17 protein-coding genes are annotated in these 25,299 nt (G+C 44.9%); 11 read left to right on the top strand and 6 right to left on the bottom strand.

The features are described from left to right. Window positions 1–22: 22 nt before the first annotated feature. The 4 genes from AXF23_RS01265 (at window position 23) to AXF23_RS01250 (ending at window position 6,283) form a co-directional block, all read left to right on the top strand. On the top strand, window positions 23–2,119 hold the full coding sequence (locus AXF23_RS01265; RefSeq protein ID WP_107624026.1) for a glycoside hydrolase family 20 protein: 2,097 nt from the start codon (window positions 23–25) through the stop codon (window positions 2,117–2,119). A gap of 75 nt (window positions 2,120–2,194) precedes the next feature. Further along, complete coding sequence (locus AXF23_RS01260; protein ID WP_107624025.1) at window positions 2,195–4,345, top strand: GH92 family glycosyl hydrolase; 2,151 nt, start codon at window positions 2,195–2,197, stop codon at window positions 4,343–4,345. 196 nt (window positions 4,346–4,541) lie between these two features. Beyond that, entirely contained in the window at window positions 4,542–5,633 is a 1,092-nt protein-coding gene (locus AXF23_RS01255; protein WP_107624024.1) for a phosphotransferase enzyme family protein, read from the top strand. Further along, entirely contained in the window at window positions 5,630–6,283 is a 654-nt protein-coding gene (locus tag AXF23_RS01250; protein ID WP_107624023.1) for a carbohydrate-binding family 9-like protein, read from the top strand. Before AXF23_RS01255 ends, AXF23_RS01250 begins: the two co-directional genes overlap by 4 nt. A 454-nt stretch (window positions 6,284–6,737) precedes the next feature. Here AXF23_RS01250 and AXF23_RS01245 read toward each other — a convergent pair whose 3' ends face one another. Both AXF23_RS01245 and AXF23_RS01240 read right to left on the bottom strand, forming a co-directional pair. Continuing rightward, window positions 6,738–8,477, bottom strand: coding sequence for a fimbrillin family protein (locus tag AXF23_RS01245; protein ID WP_107624022.1), 1,740 nt, complete (start codon window positions 8,475–8,477; stop codon window positions 6,738–6,740). 42 nt (window positions 8,478–8,519) lie between these two features. Then, window positions 8,520–8,738 carry a hypothetical protein gene (locus AXF23_RS01240; protein WP_107624021.1) on the bottom strand — a complete coding sequence of 73 codons (219 nt, stop codon included), beginning with the start codon at window positions 8,736–8,738 and terminating at the stop codon, window positions 8,520–8,522. Window positions 8,739–9,841: 1,103 nt separating this feature from the next. On the opposite strand from AXF23_RS01240, the gene AXF23_RS16460 reads away from it, so the two are divergent. Beyond that, on the top strand, window positions 9,842–9,967 hold the full coding sequence (locus AXF23_RS16460; protein ID WP_255413674.1) for a hypothetical protein: 126 nt from the start codon (window positions 9,842–9,844) through the stop codon (window positions 9,965–9,967). Here AXF23_RS16460 and AXF23_RS01230 read toward each other — a convergent pair. Then, window positions 9,964–10,446, bottom strand: a complete 483-nt coding sequence (locus AXF23_RS01230) for a hypothetical protein (protein ID WP_146156718.1) — start codon at window positions 10,444–10,446, stop codon at window positions 9,964–9,966. The genes AXF23_RS16460 and AXF23_RS01230 overlap by 4 nt on opposite strands. Window positions 10,447–10,522: 76 nt before the next feature. Then, window positions 10,523–11,086 carry a hypothetical protein gene (locus AXF23_RS01225; RefSeq protein ID WP_107624018.1) on the bottom strand — a complete coding sequence of 188 codons (564 nt, stop codon included), beginning with the start codon at window positions 11,084–11,086 and terminating at the stop codon, window positions 10,523–10,525. A gap of 611 nt (window positions 11,087–11,697) precedes the next feature. On the opposite strand from AXF23_RS01225, the gene AXF23_RS01215 reads away from it, so the two are divergent. From AXF23_RS01215 to AXF23_RS01190, 6 genes are all read left to right on the top strand, one after another. Then, window positions 11,698–12,039 (top strand): helix-turn-helix transcriptional regulator, encoded by a 342-nt coding sequence (locus AXF23_RS01215; protein WP_107624016.1) that lies wholly within the window; start codon window positions 11,698–11,700, stop codon window positions 12,037–12,039. Then, entirely contained in the window at window positions 12,039–12,419 is a 381-nt protein-coding gene (locus AXF23_RS01210) for a DNA-binding protein (protein ID WP_107624015.1), read from the top strand. Before AXF23_RS01215 ends, AXF23_RS01210 begins: the two co-directional genes overlap by 1 nt. After that, entirely contained in the window at window positions 12,416–14,476 is a 2,061-nt protein-coding gene (locus tag AXF23_RS01205; protein ID WP_107624014.1) for a bifunctional DNA primase/helicase, read from the top strand. Before AXF23_RS01210 ends, AXF23_RS01205 begins: the two co-directional genes overlap by 4 nt. Continuing rightward, a complete protein-coding gene (locus AXF23_RS01200) occupies window positions 14,464–14,772 on the top strand; it encodes a helix-turn-helix domain-containing protein (RefSeq protein WP_107624013.1) in 309 nt (102 codons plus the stop codon). Before AXF23_RS01205 ends, AXF23_RS01200 begins: the two co-directional genes overlap by 13 nt. A 419-nt stretch (window positions 14,773–15,191) precedes the next feature. Continuing rightward, the gene (locus AXF23_RS01195) at window positions 15,192–15,797 is read left to right on the top strand and encodes a DUF6088 family protein (protein ID WP_107624012.1); all 606 of its coding nucleotides are present in this window, start codon (window positions 15,192–15,194) and stop codon (window positions 15,795–15,797) included. After that, window positions 15,790–16,797, top strand: coding sequence for a nucleotidyl transferase AbiEii/AbiGii toxin family protein (locus tag AXF23_RS01190; RefSeq protein ID WP_107624011.1), 1,008 nt, complete (start codon window positions 15,790–15,792; stop codon window positions 16,795–16,797). The genes AXF23_RS01195 and AXF23_RS01190 overlap by 8 nt, the downstream gene beginning before the upstream one ends. Window positions 16,798–16,880: 83 nt before the next feature. On the opposite strand, the gene AXF23_RS01185 is transcribed toward AXF23_RS01190, so the two are convergent. Together AXF23_RS01185 and topB are read right to left on the bottom strand one after the other, a co-directional pair. After that, entirely contained in the window at window positions 16,881–23,123 is a 6,243-nt protein-coding gene (locus AXF23_RS01185) for a helicase-related protein (protein WP_107624010.1), read from the bottom strand. A gap of 92 nt (window positions 23,124–23,215) precedes the next feature. Next, the gene (topB, locus tag AXF23_RS01180) at window positions 23,216–25,297 is read right to left on the bottom strand and encodes a type IA DNA topoisomerase (RefSeq protein ID WP_107624009.1); all 2,082 of its coding nucleotides are present in this window, start codon (window positions 25,295–25,297) and stop codon (window positions 23,216–23,218) included. Between the last annotated feature and the right edge of the window lie 2 nt (window positions 25,298–25,299).

Here is a 25,299-nt window from a genome sequence, read left to right as displayed (position 1 = left end):
CCACCACAACGACACTATATTCATGATTAAAAAAGTATTTATAGGCGCAGTATTCTTGCTGTTATCAGCGTCAATCACACAACCTGTCAGTGCGCAGAGCATTATCCCTCAACCCGAGAGTATCACTCGTCAGCAAGGCACTTTCACATTGGCTAAGGGGCTACAAGGTGTGACCAATCTTAAAGGAGTGGCCTTCAAGATACTGAATCAGTACACCTCAGATATAATGAGTATCCCGTTCTCATCCGTAAAGAAGCCTTCTGCTGATGCACCCTTGCGCCTCATCTGTACTGGTACGGAACAGGAGGCGGCGATGGCGGCAGATAGCGTAAGCCTACAAGGATATGAGTTAAATGTTACGCCAACAGCAGTGACCATACAGGCGAGAACTCCTATGGGACTTTTCTATGGTTTGCAAACACTGCGACAGCTGGAGAAGGACCGCCAGATTCCTTGCGTAAAGATAACAGATACACCCCGTTTCGCTTATCGTGGTCTGATGATAGACTGCTCAAGACACTTCTGGTCGAAAGATGAAATCAAGAAGCAACTGGACGCTATGGCGTACTTCAAGCTCGACAGGTTCCACTGGCACCTCACTGACGGCGGTGGATGGCGCATGGAAGTGAAGCAATATCCACTCCTAACAGAGGAGACTGCCTATAGAACAGAATCTGACTGGACGAAGTGGTGGAACGGAAAGGACCGCCAGTATTCGCCTGATCCTATTCGCCTTGTATGTTGGAAGGGAATGAATATACATGGTGGCTATTACACGCAGGACGACATTAAAGAGATTGTCGATTATGCCGCTGCACGCCATATCACCATCATACCAGAGATTGAAATGCCTGGGCATAGTGATGAGGTTGTCTATGCTTACCCTGAGTTGTCATGTACGGGTAAACCCTATACTCAGTCAGATTTATGCGTAGGGAAAGAACAGACCTATACCTTCATGGAGAATGTATTGAAGGAGGTAATGCAACTCTTCCCTTCAAAGTATATTCACATAGGAGGCGATGAGGCTGAACGCCGCACATGGAAGACCTGTCCCGATTGTCAGCGTGTGATGAAGGACTATCATCTAAAGGACGTAGCCGAGTTACAGAGTCATTTCACTCACCGCATAGAACGCTTCCTTAACGATAATGGCAGAAAGCTTCTCGGATGGGATGAAATCATGGAAGGCACCTTAGCTCCCAATGCCGCTGTCATGTCATGGCGTGGCACTGAAGCAGGATTGACTGCCGCTAAGAGTGGGCACCACGTGGTCATGGCACCGCAAGAGTTCTGCTATTTGAATATGTATCAGGACGACCCAATGACGGAACCAAAGGCGCAAGGAGGATATACGAGATTGGAGAAGACTTACAACTATGACCCTATCCCAGCGGCTTATAAGGGTACGTCTTTGGAGAAATATATCGATGGTGTACAGGGTTGTGTATGGACGGAATTTATAGAGAAGCCTGACCATTTAGAGTATATGATATACCCCCGATTGCTTGCATTAGCCGAGACGGGATGGACGAAGCAACGTACAGGCTATGCCGACTTCCGTCAACGAGTAATTACGGCAACTGATGCGCTCAAGCGTGCTGGTTATAATGCTTTCGACATTCGAAAAGAGAAAGGCGCACGCCCTGAAAGTCGTTCCATCGTGCAGCATGAGGCATTGGGTAAGCCTGTCACTTACTTAGGACGTTATGCAGAGAAGTATCGTGCCGAAGGCGACAACACGCTGACCAATGGTTTGCGTGGTGATTGGGGCTATCTTGAGGGTCGTTGGCAGGGCTTCATCGACAGTACTGGTGTGGATGTAGTAGTTGATATGGGTAAGGTTACGGACATACGTGACGTTCGTGTTGACTTTATGCACCTCTATGAGTCTGTTATCTATACGCCAGAAACAATCGAATTGATGGTGTCAGACGATGGTAAGGACTTCAAGACGATTGACACAGTACGTCCAGGTATTAAGGCTTCAGAGGATTATCTCGTCTATCCTTACAAGTGGAAAGGAGATGTCAAAGGTCGTTATGTGCGTGTGAAGGCACTCCCTCGCGAGAAAGGCGCATGGATTTTCACAGACGAAATCATCGTCAATCAGAAGTAAACGAATACTTGATGAGCCGTTGAATGACGGCTTTGTCAAGACATATAAGACAAGAAGATTAAAACAATTCAGTATATGAAAAAAAGGTTCTTAACTTTAATGGCGTTTGCTGCAACCAGTCTTTTCGCTTTTGCGCAGGACTATACGCAGTATGTTGACCCATTTATTGGAACAGGCGGACACGGACATGTGTTCCTTGGAGCTAATGTTCCATTCGGTAACATTCAGGCTGGTCCTACACAGAAGAAGCAGGGCTGGGACTGGTGTTCTGGTTATCATTACAGCGATTCAACAGTTATCGGATTCGGACAGATGCACCTTAGCGGTACGGGTATTGGCGACTTGGGTGATGTATCACTCCTCCCTACTACCAATCCAGCACAGCGTGAGGTGAAGTTTGCCCATCGTGCCGAGCATGTAACCCCTGGTTACTATTCTGTAATGTTGGCTTCTGGGGTTCGTGTAGAGTTGACTGCGACTCAGCGTGTAGCCTTCCATCGTTACGCTTTTCCTGCTGATGCAACAAAGGGTTACGTTATTTTGAACCTCTCACAGGGTATCGGATGGGACAAGATGACTTCTTGCAGTTTCAAGCAGGAGTCAGCTAAGACCGTCAGTGGCTACCGTATGTCACAAGGATGGGCTAAAGACCAGCGCGTTTACTTCGTAGCAGAGTTCTCACAGCCTGTTAAGTTGGAGTCAAACGAGCGTGATACGATTGGTGTCTTTGCTTTCGACAATGCTGAGCAGCCACTTCTCGTGAAGGTAGGTATCTCTGCAGTGAGTGTTGAGAACGCTCGATTGAATATGCAGAAGGAACTTCCTGGTTGGGACTTCCGCAATGCTGTTGCTCAGGCAAAGGATGAATGGAACCGTGAGTTGAGTAAGATTGCTATCGAAACTCAGGATGAGAGTGCAAGAAAGATATTCTATACAGCATTGTATCACTCAATGATTGCACCTTCTGTCTTCAATGATGTAAACGGCGAATACCGTGGTGCAGACGGTAAGACGCATAAGGGTGACTTCACTGATTACACCACCTTCTCACTTTGGGACACCTATCGTGCAGCGCATCCATTGATGACGATTATCCATCCAGAGAAGCAACGCGACATCGCACAGACGATGCTTCATATCTTTAAGGAGCAGGGTAAGTTGCCAGTATGGCACCTTGTGGGTAACGAAACCGACTGTATGATTGGCAACCCAGGCGTTCCTGCGCTCGTTGATATCGCACTGAAAGGCTTTGATGTAGATAAGAATGCAGTCTTTGAGGCTGCTAAGGCTTCTGCTATGCTTGATGAACGTGGTATGGGATTGTTGAAGAAGTATGGTTATATTCCTTGTGATCTCGACCCAGAGCATGAGACAGTAGCAAAGGGATTGGAGTATGCTTTGGCTGATGCATGTATTGCAAAACTCGCCAAGGAATTGGGTAAGACAGCTGATTATAAGTACTTCTCAAAGCGCAGTCAGTCTTATCGTGACTTCTACTTCGATAAGAAGACGAAGTTTATGCGTGGTGTAACATCTGATCGTAAGTTCCGTGAACCATTCGATCCATTCAGTACTGTTCATCGTCAGGACGACTATGCAGAGGGTAATGCATGGCAGTATGTATGGCTTGTTCCACACGATGTACATGGTCTTGTTTCTGCCTTTGGTGGTGAGAAGCCATTTGTTTCAAAGCTCGACTCCCTTTTCATCGTTAGTGGTGATATGGGAGCAGAGGCTTCACCAGACATCACTGGTCTGATTGGTCAGTACGCTCACGGTAATGAGCCAAGCCATCATATCCTCTATATGTACAACTATGTGGGTCAGCCTTGGAAAGCAGCGGATAAGATTCGCTATGTACTCAAGAACTTATACCACGACAACTTCGATGGTTTGAGTGGTAACGAGGATGTGGGTCAGATGTCTGCATGGTACATTCTTTCCTCTCTTGGCATGTATCAGGTTGAGCCTGCAGGTGGCAAGTATATCTTCGGTACACCGCTCTTCGATGAGGCTACGGTGAACGTTGGAGATGGTAAGACCTTCCGTGTTGTGGCTCATAACAACAGCGATAAGAATATTTATATTCAGAGTGCTAAGTTGAATGGCAAGCCTTATACCCGTTCTTACATCGACTTCAAGGACATCAAACGTGGTGGAACACTTGAGTTTGTAATGGGTAGCAAGCCTTCTCAGTTTGGTGTTAAGCCTGCTGATAGACCCTAAAAGTTTTTGGAGTTAAGGAGTTAAGGAGTTGAAGGGAGTTAAGACAAATGTATTGTTGGACTATATTAATAAAAAACATTACGTTGATATTGAAGCCATCAGATTTTTATCCATATAACATTTGTCTTAACTCCCTTCAACTCCTTAACTCCTTCACTCCTAATAGTGTATCAATCTTTAATACTAATAAACAGCTATGACGAATTTTAATGATGTTGTATCACAGTTCCGTATTGAGGGAACTGTTGAGAGTGTAAATCCAATTGGTAATGGACTGATCAATGAAACACTGCGTGTAAAAACTGTAGATGCTAATACGCCTGATTATATCTTACAGCGTATTAACAACGCTATATTCACCGATGTAGACCTATTGCAGCATAATATCGAACTTGTAACTGACCATATCCGCCACAAGTTGATGGAGAAGGGTGAGACAGATATCGAACGTAAGTGTCTGCGTTTCGTACAGGCTAAGGACGGTAAGACCTACTACAAGGATGCTGACAACCTCTACTGGCGTGTGAGTGTCTTCATTCCTAATGCTGTTACAAAAGAGGAAGTAAACCCAGAGAGCGCTTTCTGCTGTGGTGAAACCTTCGGTAACTTCCAGAATATGTTGGTTGATTTGAAGGAACCATTGGGAGAAACCATCCCAGACTTCCACAATATGGAACTTCGTCTGCGCCAATTGCGTGAGGCGGTAAGTGCTGATAAGGCTGGTAGAGTGGCTTCTGTGAAGGATATGATTGCTGAGTTAGAGAGCTATGCAGACGAGATGTGCCTTGCTGAACGCCTCTATCGTGAGGGCGCATTGCCTAAGCGTATCTGCCACTGTGATACAAAGGTGAACAATATGATGTTTGATAAGGATGGTAAGGTGCTCTGTGTTATCGACCTCGATACCGTAATGCCAAGCTTTATCTTCTCTGATTATGGCGACTTCCTGCGTACTGGTGCTAACCACGTGGCTGAGGATAGCGACAATTACGATGCTGTCGGACTGAAAGAAGATGTCTTCTGCTCATTCACTGAAGGCTATCTTAGTACGGCAGGCAACTTCCTTACCCCTGTAGAGACAAGTCATCTTCCATACGCTGTAGCACTGTTCCCATACATGCAGTGCGTTCGTTTCTTGACAGATTACATCAACGGAGACGTTTATTTCAAGGTGAAATACCCAGAGCATAATCTCGTTCGCTCACGTAATCAGCTCTTGCTCTATCGTGACGTACGTCGTCATGACCAGATGATGGCTGACTTTGTGAAGAAAACATTGAAACAATGAAACAATTAAAGGTAAAACGTTTGGAGTGTCAGCAAGTGAAAGCTGTTGACATTCCAGCCCTTTTCAAGGATAATGGTGTGTCTTATAATAAGATAGACACAGTAGACTGGTCAGCAGAATTCCCTTATTGTCCACAGGTTGAGTTTGCTATTGCTCATAAAGGCGATGCCATTCTGTTGCATTATCGAGTTGAAGAAGACTGCGTGCGTGCAGAAGCTGGCACTGACTTAGGTCCAGTTTGGCAGGACTCATGCTGTGAGTTCTTCTGCAGTCCTGATGAAGAAGGCGGCTATTATAACCTTGAAAGCAACTGTATCGGTACGATATTGCTATGCAATGGACAGGGACGAGAGAATCGTACTCATGCTCCAGCAGCCGCCTTAGAGCAGATTGATCGTTGGGCATCTTTGGGTCGTGACCCCTTCGAGATGAGAGAGGGACGACAGACATGGGAACTCGCACTCGTTGTTCCTGTTAGTTCTTACTTCCGTCATACACTGGAGAATCTCTCAGGAAAGACGATAAGAGCCAATTTCTATAAGTGTGGTGACAAGACATCGCAGCCTCATTTCCTTTCTTGGAATCCCATTGCCTTGCCTTCTCCCGACTTCCATTGTCCTACCTTCTTTGGTGAGTTAACGTTCGAATAAGCAATAAATAATAGGAAAGTGTAGTAAGTTTTAGGGTATGCAAATATGCCTCCCTATTACTTACTACACTTTTTCTGTTTTCTTGAACAGGTCCTCCTCAATCCAAGGGCGTTCGGCTTCTCTATTCGTAAGGTGGTTTGACTGCATGGGTCTCTTCGTCGAGAAGGGTGTTTGAGCACAGTGAGTAACGCTCTTCGACATTCGTGACAGAGATAAGGTCTTCAAGCAATGGGGTGTTTGAGCATAGTGAGTAACGCCCTTCAACAGCCTAAATTTATTTGTCGTAATGGCTCTTACCGCATCAAGCCGACGCTGTAATAAAGTACAGAGGGATAGCTGTGTGGGAGGAGATAGCACAGAGCTAAAAAAAGCAAGTTGATAAGTTTATAGCTAACTCATCAACTTGCTTTTTTTTATTCGTAAACTTGTAGACGACTGAACTCGTCAATCTTCCTTACTTGGTATTCTTTGTCTTTACTCCCTCATTAGTACAACTTGCATAGACAGGGCGGATGTTATACATGTTATACTTAGGGTTATGTGCACTTCCACACGCATTGACAGTACCCGGATAGAACCAACCATTGTTCATGTAGTAAGCCGAGAAGGCGGTTGCTTGGGCGTAGTTGCAAGGGTTAGCATCTGAGGTCCAATAGTAGGCTTGGCCACCTGGACGCTGAAGACGTGGTGCACCATCGTTATACTCGGTGTAGGCTCCTGCGAATGGGAGGAACACGCCCTTGTCAATATCGTCCTTAGAGAAATTCTTCAGACGTGTGTTACGGTTGTTATACTTACCTACATAGATACCTGTAGAACGGTTTGTTATACCGATGATACGGCCGTTCTTGTCGAGCACCTTACCCTTCTTACATGCAGGAACAGTTGGGTCGAAGAGTACGCCCACGATGATGTTACAGCCATCTTGATAGTAGCCTATATACTCGCCAGTCTTTGCCATGAGCTTATCGAAATCGGCCTTTGTTGGCAACATCCACTTACCTTGTGAAGCATAGAAGGCGAGGTCGCCATAACATCTGTTCTGTATCACTGCTTGAAGATTACCCGTATAATAAGAGTAATAGCGTGAGTAGCAGTAGCTATAGTTGTGGGCAGCAGCGATGTTACCCCAACGGAAATGGTCGAAAGCAGACGTGTTGAATGCACGAGGGAGGAAGTCGGGATAGAGATTGAATGGGTCAGGGTTGGTATAGAAGTAGTCCCAAGCCTGCTTAGCCAATCTGTAGCCAGGTTCCCAGCCTTTTAAGTTGGTACATGGTTCGTATTGTAGGTTGTACTTACCCCATTTCTTGCCGTCGATGTCAACCCATGGGCATGTCGTCAGTTCGAGTGTTTCAAAGTAGTATTTTGCTCGCTGACAGTTATAAGGCGCTTTCACGGCAGAGTAATATTTCTCGCCATTGACCGTCTCAATCTCAAACTGTGGTGCAAAATGCTCGTCTGGGAAGAGTGCAACATAGAAGGTATCAACAGGCGAGTCGGCAGTAATGGTCAGTCTACCCTTTGGACTATAGTCCATCTTACCTGTTGCAAGGTCGAACCTAGCTTCGGTGTAGACATTACTTAGCGTCACACGCTTAATCTTCTTTACTGGTTCTCCCTTGTAGCGTACGCTAAAGCCTACGAGAGAATACTGTTTCTCAAAGGATACTTTAGCTAAGGCGTTGACGCCAGTAGACTGGATATTCTTTATCTTAGTCCATGAGTAATCGAAGAATCGTAGGTTCTCAAGCGTACCGTTCTGGTGCCCCTTCCTGGCTTCGCCTTGGTCCATAACGGTGTTCTCTTCCAAGCCTAAGGTGATAACTCCCATGCGATTGTCCCTCTTCTCATATATATAAGGATAGAACGTCGCCAACTCGTCGCCTTCACTCCAATGTACATCGCCCACAAACTTAGCTGTGACTCCTTCGCCAGTCATCGTTAGATAATCATAATCAGCGCGTGGAGACGTAATGTTATAAGCAAAAAAACGGTCGCCTTTATTCCACGTTGTAGGCTTTTTGATACCCACATTTGTACGCGTCATAGGCTTTTGCACCTCTGTAATGACAAAGGGTCGAGTTTCAGAACCAGTTGTAGCCGAACGCTCATCGGCTGTCTCTGTTGAACAAGAAGCAAGGATTACAGTGGTTGCACTTAGTAATAGTGTGTAAAAACTTTTAATGGTCATACTCTTTAAGTCTTTAGTTTTGTAATTTGGTTTCCATGGTCTTTAATCTTCGCTCTCAAAGAAGACCCCCTTAGCAGATGAAGAATAACCTTCTGTTTTCAATTTCTCTTCATCGCTTGCAGTAGTTGTTCTAGTGCCAGAACCTCTACCACTACCGCCTTGCGAGAACTGACCAGCATCTGCTTGACCCGTGCCTGCTAACAAGTAGCCTTCACTCTCTACCCTTGTACACATTGTGTACGGTTTCAAATAATTTTTCATTTTAGTTCACTTTTTGGTTATTTCAATATATTTTTATGAATAGTTTTCTTGAGGTCTAAACACTTTTTTGAGCAAGAAGAATCTGATAAGTAGGCTGAGTTTATAAGTTAACTCGTAGTAATCACCTTATTATATTAAGATAATCACACTCGATTCAGATTTACTACCTGTCTTTTTATTGACTTTTATTTAACTTCGTTGTGACAAAGGTATATAAAAAGCGTATAGACAATTATACTTTTATTGATAAAAATAGCTAATAAAGATTTACGAATCTGACATTCTTAATATTGGTAAAATTCTAAGTTAAAGAGCCTTTCAAACGTGAAAAGTTATACTAAATATAATCACTAAATAGGAAAGTAAGTTAAACGAAAAGTAAAGAGGAGGACAGGAAAGATGAGAAATAGAACTTTTTTTTAGACTTTATTCGCCTATTTGGGCAATGTGACTAACCTTTCTTACAATGATAGCATCAGCTTTTTTCTTTGCCTTTGGGTTTCTTTAGTGTGGTTGAAAGGGCATGGGCCCATACAAAAATCGGTCTTGCTCTGTGAGAGTAAGAATGTCGAGCTACCTTGGCTGAGGACGCAAATGAGGGGAACTACCTTTTTTTCTCTTACTTTGGGGAGTAGGTAAAAATATAAAGATGTATCGGTTAAAGCCGTGCTAATGACCGTTTGAATAGGACTGTAATATCTTCTGTGATAGAGTGTGTAACATTCAAGAAATCAGCATATTATGAGTAGTGTTGAAGAAGACGCCTTCTTTGCATCAAGAAGGGCGTCTTCTTGCCCCTTGAAGGGCATGTTCTTCATCGTTAAAGGGCATGTTCTTGAACGGAGGTGGGTGTGGTCCCCTCCTCCAAACCCTCTCCGGAAGGGAGTGGGGCACCTAACTGGACAACGCTTACTGTGGTTTTATGGGTGTGAGCAGAGGGATAACAAGAGTGGTTCGGAGGGTCAACAAGAATGGCTCGGAGGGGTAATACAATTAGTTTTGAGGTTTAATAAGAATGGTTCAATGAACGGTTACAAATGGTTCAATGGACGGTTACAAATGGTTTGGAGGGCTAACTGGAAAGGTTTTGAGGGTTAACAAAAATGGTTCGAAGGGTTAATACGGATGGGAAAAAGCCTTATTGCAAACGTCAGAAGGGTTTAGCACGATTGGTGGAGTGGGTTAGTGACATGCGTAATATTCCTGTTCGGATATTCCGTTTGGCTTAGAATACTCTTTTCAGTTTAATCTTCACCACCCTGTTAGTGCCCCTCATCTTCACGGAGAGAGACGGTTCGCTTAGGTTGATGGACGATTTAAGGAGCGTTGCCTCCATGGAGCTGGTTCGTGTAAGATAGCCTTTATCGGTTGAGGCATCGTATATAACGTAGAGATAACTGTCGGCTGATGCATTATAAATCTCATAGATTTGTAATGACTTACCGCTACGCTTGTAGCTACCTAAGTCGGTTATATCGCTTCCATCGTCACAATAAATCTTATAAACTACCCGCTTTGCACGCTTATCTACGTGGTAGAGGTAGCTTACACAGTGGTCTGCCTTCTCGAAAGTGGCTATTTCTATGTGCTTACTTGCGTGCTGTGGGGAGGAAGCCACCGCCTTGTGGGGTAGCACCCTACTATAAGATAGGTTCACGCAACACAATAAGACAATCGTGAGGAGTAATGAATAATAATGTTTCATCATCTTTTCTTGATTAATGAGTGGGAGGAGGTGGCGTGAGGTCGACAACTATTACCTGTCTGTAAGACGCTCCTTTACGTTATGTGAGGATACTAAATATAACACTTAAAACCATGATCCAAGCTAATATAGACGAGTCTATCTTCTCGGTAAATAGGCACATTAGTACTATAAAGAGACTGAAGAAAGACCACAAAAAGCCATACTCGTATTTGACAAAAGATACTAAGTTTAGGTAGTAAACCGACGTCTTCTCTCGTTGCCCAGCATAAACAAAAGGAGTGTACACCTGCTGCTTCTCCTTGAAATCGGGCTCTAAGTAGCATCCCACGGACGTTGGGTGGGAGGCTATTATACTATCAAATGAACGCTGTGGATAAGGAAGAGACCCAAAGTAGTTGGCCTCAAAGCGTTTGTCAGGGTAACTATCTGATTTTAAGTTGACTGTGTGCTTCCCCCTGCTCCCCGTGATGGTTATTCCATATTCCTTCCCTGTAATAGCATCACGAGTATATTTCACAGGAATATCTACGTATATCAGCCTTTTATCAGCGCTATAAGTTAGATAGACAAAGCAACCTATATAGCTGAAGAAAGCAAGCACTTGTATAAGTACTATCAGTATCTTATATCTTGTTTTCATACACCTTCGTTTTAATATCGTCCCAGTCTCTCTCCTCCTAAACCGTCTGTGGCATAACAAATCATCTATAAGAAAAAAAGAGCCTTACAGCATCGTATAAAGCTCTTCTTACCCTTTGTGGACCAGCCTGAACTAATCCACAATATGTCCTTATCGCTGTTAGCTAAATATTTACCTTTTTGTACTGACAGTCTCTGTAGCAGAAATGTAGCAGCAAACTGACTGGTTTATGACCGCTATTTTGACTATCTGTTGAAAGCACGCTCACTCCCATTCTCGGAGTACAAAGTTAGATATTTTTGTTTATATCTCCAAATCTTTGTGCCATAAATATTTAGAGATTTTACTGCTACATTTTCCAGTGCAAGGTGCAAGCCCTTATATATAAAGGGACTTGCACCTTGCACTGGAGTTTTACAAAACAATAATAATTATACAAAGATATAAGAGTAATAAAATGTTTTAGATTTAGTTCGTTATATTTATTGGTACACTGTGTATTCCGCTACTAACAAACAAACTTGCACCGTCTGCAAGACGGATTGCATAGTGTGCAAACATTTGCATGTGGCGGGTTGCTCTTGTAACGGTGCTTTAGTAACTTTATAAGTATGAAAAAGTTATTGGAAATGCTGAAGTCAGCAAGAGTGAAAAATGGTTATTCGCAGGAGTATCTGTCTGTTATTCTGAAAGTTAGTTCGAGTCGGATCTCGCGCTGGGAAAGAGGAAAGACAGCAATGATTCTTGACCAAATTCTGATGTACGCTTCAAAGGTGGGCATCCCGTCTACCAAAATATTTGAGTTTCTTGCACGTAATGGGCAGCCCGGTCCTTTACCTATAGCAGAAATTCATCTGGAGGTTTTTACTGAGGAAGCATTCAGAAGACTTTCACAGTTAGTCAGTGAACTTGGAATAGAACATGTAACAATTAAAACCAAACGATTACGCTGATGGAAATAATAGCAGTAGAAAGCCAAGCCTATCAAGAACTGATAGACAAGCTCAATCGTATTGAGCAGTATGTTGAGCGCACCTCCCGTCTTATTCATGACATTGACGACGAGCTGGAGATGACCACGAAAGACCTAATCGGGACTCTGAATATTTCAGAGTCCACCCTTTACCGCTGGCGCAAGAAGCAGTTGGTACGGTATCGCTACACGGAGGGTGGCGATGTACGCTACTTCTTCAAGTCTATCGTGATAGCCACGAAGTGTAACCGGCTCCGCGTATCAGGTATGAGAAACGACGAGATTCTTGGTCGGCTCAACCGTTTCAAGGACAATCTCATCATGAGTTCATGTATTAATCCTAAAAACCGACAATTATGATAGAAAAGGAACAGATTCTTTTGCTTACACAAGGAGGTCTGAATGTATTTTCCCATTTCCTTGGCTTTGAGGTGAACCTTCACCGAAACTTCCGCAGTCCATTCTATGACGACAGGCGGGCTTCCTGCCATATCTACTACGACAGGAAAACTTCCTCTTACAAATTCTATGATCATGGAGATACTACCTATTCAGGGGATTGCTTCTGGTTTGTGGCAACCCTCCGTAATTTGAACCTGAAAACAAGTTTTCCCGAAGTATTGGAAACGATTGTACAAGAACTTGGATTGTATTCTTTATGTAATGGTGAAAAGCATAGCAACCATATCACGTCAGCATATAAAGAAACTATTGTTCCCACTCCTAAGGCTGATATAACCAAGTGTACGGAAGAACGTCCATATAGTTTTGAGATACAGCCATTTGACGATGGTCTGCTGAACTATTGGGCGCATTACGGCATCCATGAGGATACACTCCGTCGCTTTCGTGTACGGAGTCTTAAACGCTATGAAAGTGTATCTGCTGAAGGTAAGAAATTTGAACTTTATGGATCACCTACGGAACCTATGTTTGCCTATATAGGAAATGGCTATGTAAAGATATACCGACCTCACAGTCCAAAAATCCGCTTTCTTTATGGTGGGCGGATGCCTGCCACGTATTGCTTCGGAATGGAGCAGATTCCTGCCAAAGGAGATATGCTTTTCATTACAGGTGGAGAAAAGGATGTACTCTCATTGTATGCACACGGCTTCAATGCAATTTGTTTCAACAGTGAAACGGCACAGATACCGACAAGTATCATTGAGAGCCTTCAGCTTCGTTTTAGGCATATAATACTCTTGTATGATGCGGATGAAACAGGTGTACGGGAGGCACATAAACAGTCTGAACATCTGGCGGAATACAAGGTCTTGAACCTTTCACTTCCACTCTGTGGCACGAAGTCCGAAAAAGACATTTCAGATTTCTTTGCCTTAGGCAACGGGGCAAAGGAACTGAAAGAGCTGCTTGCCAAGATGTTCTCTGATCTATATAGTCAAACCATGATGATGTTACGTTCCTGTGAGATTGATTATGAGAATCCACCAGACATTTCCAAATCGGTTGTGGCTGTGAATGGTGTTCCACTAGGAACGCAGGACAATCTGTTCTGCATTACCGGAGGTGAGGGTACGGGCAAGAGCAACTATGTGGGTGCTATCCTTGCTGGGACATTGGGAGAAAAACGATTGCCGATAGAGAAGACCTTGGGATTAGAGATTACCCCCAATCCCAAAGGCTTGGCGGTCCTACACTATGACACGGAACAGTCCGAGGCACAGTTGCACAAGAACTTGGGTAAGACACTGCGTAGGGCTTCTTTGACGGCAGTACCGGAGTTTTGCCATTCTCTGTACCTTGCCTCTCTGTCTCGTAAGGACAGACTGAACCTTATCCGTGAGAGCATGGACTTGTTCCATCACAGGCATGGAGGCATCCACCTTGTGGTGATTGACGGAATAGCCGACTTAATACGTTCTGCCAACGATGAAACGGAAAGTATTGCCATTGTGGACGAGCTTTATCGCTTGGCGGGGATTTATAATACCTGTATCATATGCGTGCTACACTTCGTACCGAATGGTATTAAACTCCGTGGGCATATCGGCTCAGAACTTCAACGCAAGGCAGCAGGTATCCTCTCTATAGAGAAAGACGATAATCCCGAATACTCGGTCGTAAAAGCATTGAAAGTCCGTGACGGAAGTCCGTTGGACGTACCGATGATGCTTTTCGGCTGGGATAAGGCTGAGGACATGCACGTCTATCGTGGCGAGAAATCTAAAGAGGACAAGGAAAAGCGCAAGACTGATGAACTCATTGCCGTTGTCAAAGAAGCCTTCCGAAATTCTTTCAAGCTCACTTACCAAGAACTTTGTGAGGTTCTGATGCGCGAAATGGAAATCAAGGACAGAACTGCAAAGAAATACATCGCCTATATGAAAGAACAACGTATCTTGGCACAAGATACCAATGGTAACTATCAAAAAGGAGAACTATGCCGTACATAGATTATAAAACCGAAGACATTTGGCAAAAACGCCTGTTCGACAAGCTGATAAGCGTCGAGGATAAACTCGACCGCCTGCTTGTCCTGCAGGATCAATCTGTTGACACAACCGTCCATCCTCCCCTGAAACCGGAATATCTGGATATCATAGATGTATCCAAGATACTCAAAGTAGAACAAAAGACCATCTATAATTGGGTGTGGGCAGGAAAAATTCCTTATCTCAAAGCCAATGGACGATTACTTTTTCTCCGGGAAGAGATTGACGAGATGCTGAGAAGGCGAGATAGTTGGTGATGCGTATTTGTTGGTTTTTATTGTTGTTTTGTTGTGTAAATGCAAGCAGTTACATTACAAAATAACGGTTACAAAATTGGGTTCTGCGGGATTTAGTGTGAGTTAACATATGTCTAGATCACCATAGATGAATAGAATCGCTATCCGATAGCGTTCGGCAGCACCATATCCTCTGCCGATGGTCTTGATTTCTTCATACAGACTACAAAGATACGAATTTCGTGCCGCTTAATGCGGGATACGGCATGTTAATTCACACTAAATCCCGCAGAACCCAAAATTGAAAATACGTACATTAATACGGGCACAGCTCGCTAAGCTCGTACTTTTTTCTGTTTTTTGTGCTGATTATGAGATTTTATATGTACCTTTGTTGTCGTGAATAATGCATTATTTCACGACAAAATACAATTATAATTATGACAAAAAGCATTGAAAGTAAAATACTTATAAAATCAAAGAAGCGCGGACGTGGTTCTGTGTTTTTTGTGGGAGATTTTATTTCGTATGGCAATCGAGATGCCGTTAATAAGGCTTTGGAACGTCTCGTAGAAAAAGGGCAGATGCTTAGGGTTGCACGTGGCATTTATTGCTACCCCAAAATGGAAAAAGTATATGGCCTGGGTATGGTTCCTCCATCGCTTGAGGATATTGCCAAAGCAATGGCAAAAAGGGATGGCGCAAGAATTGTCCCAACGGGGCTTTATGCCCAATACCAGTTAGGACTGACTCAACAGATACCGATGAACATAGCTTACTTAACCGATGGCGTCTCACGTACTATAAATCTTGGCGGAGGGAAAAACATAAAATTCAAGCGCGTCTCTCCCAGATATTTCTCCATCCGTAGCCGGTTGGCCCTTCTCTTAACAACAGCCCTTAAAGACTGGAAAGTAGAGAACCTGACTGATGAGCAGGTTGCTACCATTAAAATGAAGTTAAACGAAAATCCTCACCTTCAAGTTGCCGACCTCAAACTGATGCCTTCAAAGGTAAGGGAATTTATAGTTGGTCTATATGAATAGGTTTCTTGGATTATCCGATTCACAACGGAAAAGCGTCTATGAATCAATTGCAGATAAAGTCGGGTTACCCGCACAAGTGATTGAGAAAGATTTTTGGGTAACTGCAATCTTGCAAACTATCTTTTCACTTCCTATAGCAGAGCATCTTGTTTTCAAAGGCGGCACAAGTCTGAGCAAAGGTTGGAAACTTATAGAGCGATTCTCGGAAGATATAGATGTTGCTGTCAATCCTGTTTTTCTTGGTGCTCCTGAAGGAGATCTCACAAAAAAACAAATCAAGAAATTGCGCAAGGCATCATCGCTTTTTGTTTTAGAGGAACTAACCCCTATGATTTGTGAAGAACTAAAAAGACAAGGCTTGCAGTCGTTTATCACAGTTAATGCCCAACCCAATGGCGAAGGTGACGCCACCTATCCCGAACCACGTCAGATTTATCTTCACTATAAATCAGTTTTTGACAAGGAGCTTACATATCTCCGCCCTGATATTGTATTGGAAGTGAGTGCACGTTCATTGCTTGAACCGACAGAATCAATACAAATTAAAAGTATTATTGGAGAGCATCTTCCGATTACACCATTGGCTGACAGTGCCGTTCATACTGCTATTCCCGCAAAGACATTCCTTGAAAAGGCGTTTTTGCTTCACGAACTCTTCTCCATTCCCGGACACGGAATGATAGCAGAGCGCAAGAGCCGACATCTTTATGACCTTTACGTCATGATGAATAAAGATTTTGCAAAGAAAGCCATTGCAGATGATGCATTATGGGAATCTATTCGTCATCATAGAGAAATTTATACTTCAGTGAAAGATGTGGATTATACTCCTGATGTACGCAAACGTCTCAGGATTGTCCCCCGGAAAGATATTCTTGAAGAATGGAAATCAGACTATCAGGCAATGATGGAATCAATGATTTATGGCAAAAAGCCTTCATTTGAAGAACTGTTAGATGCACTATCCGAACTTCAAGAAAGGTTTAGGATAAGCAAATAGTAAACAACACAAGTAATCTATTAGATTTTGGCAATAACAAGCGTTATTTGCCAAAATCTAATAGAGAGAACTAAGGAATAACGTTAAGGATAATGCCGCCATTTCGGTTTGAAACTCTGCGAATGTTTCTCCTCTTTTGCATCCTGAACAGAAAGGTTATCATTCCCTTTCCCGACAGAATGATTGTTGCCGGACAGACCCTCTCCTTGTTTCATTTCATCCTTTGCATCTTGTTCCTCTTCCTGAGGTGAAAGTGTTAAGGTTATTTTTCTGTCCAGCTCTGCTGCCTTCCCCTTGAGCGTACGAAGCTCGTCCTCTTTCTTCCAAGAACTGTTGGCAATGTTGGTGTAAACGTCTTTGTTGGCCACGACCTTTGCCATTTCCTTCTCATGCGACTCTATCACCTTTGGAATACGCTCCAAGGCATTAATGAAGTTTTGACAGGCAAGTTTCGGGTCTATTGCCAACTTACCATTATTATAGGTATAGTAGATACTCTCCTGCCCTTTCACAAAAAAGCGGTTCACCGAACAGTCAAACAAATCCTTGGAAGTGCTCTCTGTCTTGACCATAATGGAGAAACCATAGATTTCGCCAATTTTGTTGTACTCCCCTTTGGTGCGAGCTTTTTCGTCAATCTCCTGTAAACGTGCAGCAATAGCCTTGATGTCGGTACTGTCTTCCACACCTTTGATTGTCAGTTTATTTATAGGTGTACCTTCATCATTACGCTCCACACGCTTCTCAAAGAGAGCTAAATCAGACTGTGCCTCTTTTATTTTGTCCGTATGGAAGGATACAGAACTCTCAATCTCAGCCAACTTGCCTGTTGCGGCATCACGCTCACGGAGAAAGTTCTTACGCTCGGATTCCAAGGTGGCAATCTTCTTGTCGAGTTTGGCTTTCTCTAACAAGTCTGTATTACCGGATAGCACAGCAACATACTCTGAGAAGTTCATGCCGCTGTCCTCGTCCATCGAGCCCTCGTCGATGGTACGGGAGCCGAGCGTGTTTGTCTTCAGCTGGTTGATGAAAAGCTGCTTATTATGCAGCAGATTGAACTTGTAGCTGTCTAGCGATCGCTCTACAGCATAGATAATTACATCGACCTTGTTGTTCGCAAATTCCTTGGCGATAAGATTCCCCTTGCGCACGGCTCGTCCGTTGCGTTGCTCTAAGTCTGATGGTCGCCAGGGCGTGTCCAAATGATGGATCGCAACGGCACGTTGCTGGGCATTTACACCAGTACCCAACATAGAGGTAGAACCGAAGATAATGCGAATGTCACCACGGTTCATAGCATCTACCATCGCTTTCTTGGCCTTCTCGTTCTTGCATTCTTGAATAAAGCGTATCTCGTAGGACGGGATATGAAAGTCTTCTACCAGTTTACGCTTGATTTCCGAATAGACATTCCATTCGCCGGGCTTGTAAGTACCTAAATCAGAGAAAACGAACTGCGTCCCTTTCTGTGCATCGTACTTTTGGTAATAGTCATTGAGCATCTTAGCACAATGGCTTGCCTTGTTGTCGATATGATCTGAGTACCCATTTTCATCTATCATGCGTAAATCAAGGCTCATCTTCCTCGCATAGTCTGTTGCAATCAGCATCTTTGCCCTTTCCTCACTCTCACTCAGAGGTGCACGTCCTAAGATTGTAGCATCGCCACTCTTGGCAAACTCCATCAGCTTGCCGATAAAGACTTCCTGCTCGGGTGTCGGTAGTATGTTATGCAGTATCTCATTCTTCTCCGGTCTGTCAATACCGATGTCTTTGGCAGTGCGAAAATCGCAAATCTCCGCATAGAAAGCAGCCAGCTCTGGCACCTTGATAAATGTTCTGAACCGTTCCTTCTGAATGATGTCGTTTGTGATGGAGAACTCGTAGTCAGTTGATTTCTTGGCAAAGACCGCTGCCCAAGCATCAAAACTGTTGATACCCTGCTTCTCCAAAGCCTGCGGACGGAGGTATTTGAAGAGCAAATACAATTCTGTCAGACTGTTGGAAATAGTCGTTCCCGAAAGGAAAGTGGCTCCCAAATCCTTGCCGGACCTCTCCTGTATGGTACGAATGGCAAAGAGCATGTTTAAGGCACGTTGTGAGCCATCGGGATTGCCCAAGCCCGACACACGGTCGTGGCGGGTATTGAACATCAGGTTCTTGAACTGGTGTGATTCATCTACAAAGAGGTGGTCGATACCCATCATCTTGAAGTCCACGGCATCGTCTTTTCTTTCGGCGATGCTGTCCTGTATGTTCTGCAGCTTTGCTTCCAGTGTCTGCTTGCGTTTTTCCAAGCCTTTGAGCATCCCACGGGAGATGTCTCTTCCTTGTTGTCGCAACACTTCGAGGTTCTCTTCCACGGAGTCCAGTTCCTTTTGCATAATCGCTTCCTGTATCTCCAAGGCCTGCGGTATCATACCGAACTGTTCGTGTGTAAGTATAATACAGTCCCAGTCGTTGTTCTTGATGTCGTTGAAAATACGCTGGCGGTTCTGCTTATTAAAATCGTTCTTACCTGGATAGAGTACCTTAGCATTGGGATAAGCTTTCCTAAACGTGTCGGCAATGTCGAAAACATTTGCTTTCAGTCCGATAATCATCGGCTTGTTTGCCAGTCCCAATCGCTTCATCTCGTAGGCAGCCGTACACATGATGAGTGTCTTTCCCGCACCCACTTCGTGATCACAGATGCCGCCACCGTTGGTTTTGAGCATCCACACAGCATCCTTCTGGCTTTTGTAAAGGTCATCAATACCCAATCGTTTGAGATCAAGGTCGGGGAACGTCTGGTGCGTACCGTCAAAGTTGGGGCGCACGAAACAATTAAAGAGACGATTATAACGGTCGGATAACTGCTGTTTGAACGTGTCTGGTGTGCGTCCGAGCCAATCGACAAAGCCCTGCCTGATTTCCTCAATCTTGGCATTTGCCATCTGGATAGCATGTCCGTCCCTTACTTTGATGGTCTTGGTCTCTCCCGTAACCTTGTCCGTCACCTCCTTACTCTTGTTGATGTCGGGAATGGTATTGTGCAGGGCATGCTTCAGGAGATTGATGCCGTCATAGCGGCGGAACTCACCTTGTACGGCATACTTGTGCCAGATATTAGCATTCTTTCGGTCGCAGACAATGGAATACTCGTCCATGTTGGAATGGTAGGATACGCTAATATCCGTCCCGAAGAACTCCGAAGCGAACCTGCCATAGACTTTGGCAGGTATCCAGCGTTCACCGAGATTGAAGTCAAGGTCTGCAAAAGGAATGGGTGTTGGCGTGGCTGCACGCAAGGCAGCAAGGCTCTGCTTTGCCTCTTCGTGGTCGGGATGGTCCAAGAGCCACGACTCGATACGCTCCCCCTTTTCTATTACATTGCCCGAAATGAACTTGTCCGCCACTTCATAGGCATTCTCTTCGGGATTGTAATAGATGCGACCTTCCAAGGAAGAAATGATGTCGCTTTCCTCCATATCAGGTAAAAGCGAACTCATGTAGTCAAGTTCCACTGCGCCGTACTTGTTGAGCGATGCACCCAATGCCTCCATCGGGTCGGCAGCAATGGAAAGTTCGGTAGTAGAAAATGCCGTAGGATGGTCAAAGATGTCCGCCTTGACGTACCTGCCGTTTTCGGAGCGTTCCAAGAAGAGCATTTCCACGCCTGTAGCATCCATCTTGATGATGTCGGTGTTCGCTTTCTGATTGAAGTAGCCCCAGCGTGCAACATAGTCATCATACAAGTGATTGAGTCTGCTGCGATCCTCCTTGTCTTCTGCATGGTTCTCTGCCTCGTAGTCATAAAGACGATGATAGCACTCCCGTATCTCGATATAGGCTTTGAGACGGGAAAGCTGCGCATACGGCAAGTCCATCGGGTTGAAGGTCGGATGTCGCTTCAGGTCAGAAAGAAACCCCACCTGACCTTTCTGCACGACAATGGAGCCGTCTCTCAGATGAGAGTCCGGCGAAGAGAGAAAAGGGCGCGGTGAAGCGTCAAACTCTTTTCTGACTTCTGCTATCGGCTGCGGCTTGCGCTCCTCGGCTTCGTTCATGAAGTCGAAAAGGGATGGCTCACGTGAAGAGGAAAAAGCCGCTTTCCTGCTGCCACGGGTACGCCGTTGAGGAATGGTCGCTGCCTTTTGCGTTTTGAACTCCGATGGTTTCTGGGGAGCAGTTTGTGTTATAGGACGGCGTGCCTGTGAAGTTCCTGTGTTTTCTTTGATTTCATTGTTCACACGGCTGACCTCTCTTGTCCAAAGGCTGTATTCCTCTGGGGCAAATAGTGACAGCTGCTCCGGTTGTCCGATGTCTTCCATGTTATTGTCCACCACCGGATGATGATCGTCGTCAAAGAATATCGTCTGCCCGTTCATCTCTCTTGGGGCTTCAATATCCGTACGGATTTCCTGTGGTTCCTGCTCGTATTGATGATGAAGTGTCAAGGCGGGTACGCCTTCGGGCGCAGGTTCAACAGTTATGGAAAGCTGTTCTGATACTAATTGTTGTGGGTCAGACTCTGATGATGACGGCTGTAATGGAATTGTCTCGCCGTTAGGAACGGTATTTTCCATTATCTGCGTATTGTTCTCAGAAGCAATGGTTACAGTCTCCTTGACCTTATTCTCTGTCTTTATTACCGCTTCTTCCTTGATTTCCTCTGCCACCACTTTTTCTTTAGTATATTGTCCCCTGACTATTTCTTCCAGTTCGGCTATCTCGTGCAATTTCTTAGGAGAGAAGTACAGGTCACGTTCAATGCCCAGTCCTCTTACTTTTACGCCTTCCATCTCATCGAGGGACATATTGCCAAGCTCCCAGCCATAACCCATCGTGACAGCACCGAAACCAATACGGCTCTTAGGGTCATATTCCAGAAGGTAGGCTGTGTATGCTCCCATAGGGAAGAAATAGCGTGCATAGGCTATCTTATCGCCTATGAGTTCCTTTTCCGTGCTGTAAAGTTTTGGTAGTTGCTTCCTGATACTGTCGGGCATGAGGTTATAGGCATCGTTTATTCCCTTGTCTTCAGTCTTTGTCTTCTCTGTTTCTTTTTTCCGACTTATGGTAATACCCAACTTGCGAAGCTGTTTCTCTGCTTCCGCCTCTCGCTCTGCCTCTGTCATCGGTATACCGGTCTCATATAGTTTACGGTCGATACGTTGTTCCATTTCAAGGGAGAGTTGTGTTCGGAGACTTTCTGCCATTTCCTCAATCCCTCCTGTGAACCGATACTCCCATGTAGGTCTTCCATAAGGGTCTGTACCCATTATGCGCTCTGTGGCAATGGTACGATGAGATATGTCCTTCCAATCTCCTACAAAAAGAGAGTTATGCTTGAAGACGACAGAAGAGCCTTCTTCCTTGGGAACAGAAACAGTTTCTACGAACTGCTGCTCAATTCCCTTGCTGATTTCTTTACCTGTCTGCTTCTGCAGGACGATGAGGTCACTGCCCACGTCCGTACCTGCATTGTCTGAAAACATACCCGATGGTAGTCGGAGAGCGGAGATAAGGCGGCTGTTTTGCATGAGGTAACGGCGTATGGCTTCATTGCGGGGACTGTCCAATACACCCTGTGAGGTGATGAATGCCTGTAAGCCACCTTCCTTGATGCAGTCCAGACCTTTCACGAAGAAGTAATTGTGAATGGCACGTGTGGACTCACGCTTGAGAGTGTCCTTGCCTTTGCTATACTCTCGGTCATAGACCATGAAATCTCCAAAAGGAATGTTACTTGTAATAAGGTCGTATTTGTCTTTGTTTTCTAACTCCCCAATAGCTTCAAAAGGCTCGTTTCTAACGAAAATGTTGCCTTTGCCATAAGGGTGTAGGGCTTGGCTGATGCGGGCAGTGAGCAGGTCTTTCTCCATTGCATCTACAACTCCCGCTTGCCTTGCAAAGATCTCAGCAAATGCTCCCATGCCAGCCGAAGGGTCCAAACATCGGCGTATGGGTACATTTACAGAAGTGAGAGCATCGGTAATGGCGGTGACAATACGAGTATCGGTATAGAAGGAGGTCAGTACACTTGCCTTGATACTCTCCCAATACCGTTTGGCGGTGTTGGCATCTACGGCTTCACGATAAATCATCTGTTTGAGCTGCTGGGTAGGTTCAAAGAGATTCTGCTCAGACTTACTCCAATAGCGTATATCATCGGGGGTTTCTGTGCGGTTGAGTACACATTTTAAGCCACCGAAGCCCTGATAGTTCCGTAAGATACTTTTCTCAGCTTCGGTGGCTTCACGGCGTTCTTTCTCTAATCGCAAGACCATACGGATAGCTTCCGTGTTGGCTTGCAGGACTTCTTTCTTATTGTATGCCATAGTGTTTTCTTTTAATAAGTGGAGGTAAAAAGGTCGGGAGATATAAGTATTACCTCCCGATCTATATCTGTAAATCTCCGTTTCTGTCGGGATTATTTTCCTCTTTGTTTTCCTTTCTTGTTCTCAAACTCAAAGGAAGTGGCGTAGTCTTCGCCCAGAACAAGTCGGGCATTGAATTTCTTACCTGCCTTGCTGGTTAGCCCTTTAAGGATAGGCGTACGACCAGAACTTATCAAGTCACGGATGTTATCTTCAGAGAGAAGTATGCCGCAGACTTCACGAAACACGTGAAAGCCACAGCTTTCATGCCTGCACTTGGCTACCTTGGCATAGATGCCGACACTCTGCTGTCCGCATTTTGGGCAGCGGTATACAGGATAGGACCTCTGCTCTGAAGAAAGTGAAAGGAGTTCCTCGCAGATTGTTCCCACGTATGAGTTGATGCCCTGTGCAAACTTATCAGATGGCATCTTTCCTGCTTCAATAGCGGCAAGGGCAAGTTCCCAACTGCCTGTCATTTCCGCATTGGCAATCTTCTTATCTTTGACAATCTCATAGACTGCAAGACCTTTCTCGGTAGGTATGATGGATTTCTTCTCCCTACAAATATAATCACGGAGGATAAGTGTCTCGATGATGTTGGCACGTGTGGCTGGTGTACCGATACCGCACTCTGCCATTGCTTTCTTACTTTCAGCATCTTCAACCTCTTTTCCAGCGTTCTCCATAGCAGAAAGCAGTGTCGCTTCTGTGTAGAGAGGTTTAGGTTTGGTCTTATGCTCGGTGATGTCTGCATTGACAAGTGATAGGACTTCACCTTCTGTTAAGTTCGGCAATGAAGACAAAATATGTTCATCACTATCTTCTTTCTTATCTGCTTCTGTTGCCTTGTCTTTCTGCACGGCTTTCCATCCCAAGGAGATCTGCCTACACGCTTTCCAAGTAAAGGTGTTGGTGCCATTCGTGAACCGTACCTGCATACGCTCTTCCTCGGAATCGGAGGAAAAGGCTTCTATGAAGCGATTAACTACCATTTGATAGATAGTTATTTCATCTGTCGACAATCCAGATGGTGTTTCACCAGTCGGAATGATGGCGTGGTGGTCAGTAATCTTTGCATTGTCCACAGAATGGCGGTTAAGTGGATTGGATAGTGTCTTGCCTATCTTGCGTAGCAGGGCGGGGACTTCCTCGAAGACATCCTCGCTGATGTATCGGCTGCCTGTGCGGGGATAGGTCGTGATTTTCTTCTCATAGAGGCTCTGGGCTATCGAGAGGGTCTTGTCCGCTGAAAAGCCGTGGTGTCTGTTAGCATCCTTCTGCAAGGCAGTAAGGTCGTACAAGAGTGGTGGCGGTGTACCAGCCACCTTTCTTACGACCGTTTCTACCGTAAGCTGGCTCTGACTGCGGAGTGCAGCGAGAGCAGTCTGTGCTGATGCTTCACTCTCATAGTCTTTACAGCCAACGGTTTTCAGCGATAAGTCCTCTTTTTCTGTAAGAACGGATAATTTCCAATAGGGTACGGAAGAAAAATCACGGTTCTCTATGTACCGACGGCAGACCATAGCAAGTGTTGGGGTCTGTACCCGTCCCAAAGAATAGCCTCCCTTACGAGCAATGGACAGGGCACGGCTAGCATTGATACCCACGAGCCAGTCGGCTTCGCTCCTTGCCTTGGCAGAATGATAGAGATTGTCGTAACAGTTTCCAGGTTTGAGATTGGAAAGTCCCTCACAAATAGCCTTATCGGTGAGGGAGGAAATCCACAAGCGGTCGAAAGGCTTATGGCAATTGAGATAGGAATAGATGTATCTGAAGATAAGCTCACCCTCCCGGCCTGCATCGGTGGCAACGATGATGCGGTCAGCCTTGTCAAAACAGGAGCGTATCACTTTGAGTTGCTTCAATGCCGCAGGGTCTGATACATACTCCTTGTCCCTGCGTACTTGTCGTACCACTAACTGAAAAGGATTGGGACGGATGGGTAAGTCTTCGGCTTTATAGGTAGAAAAACCATAGGTTTCGGGCATGGCAAGGGCGATGAGGTGTCCCATTGCCCATGTAACGACATAGTCGCTGCCTTCCATATATCCTTCTTGTTTACTCTTTGCCCCTACGATGCGGGCAATATCTCTGGCTACCGAGGGTTTCTCGGCGATAATACAAGTTGTCATAG

It is taken from the genome of Prevotella sp. oral taxon 313, assembly GCF_003043935.1.
Classification (GTDB): domain Bacteria; phylum Bacteroidota; class Bacteroidia; order Bacteroidales; family Bacteroidaceae; genus Prevotella; species Prevotella jejuni.
The sequence above is the reverse complement of the archived record's forward strand: the minus strand, read 5'-3'. Positions and strand labels throughout refer to the sequence as shown.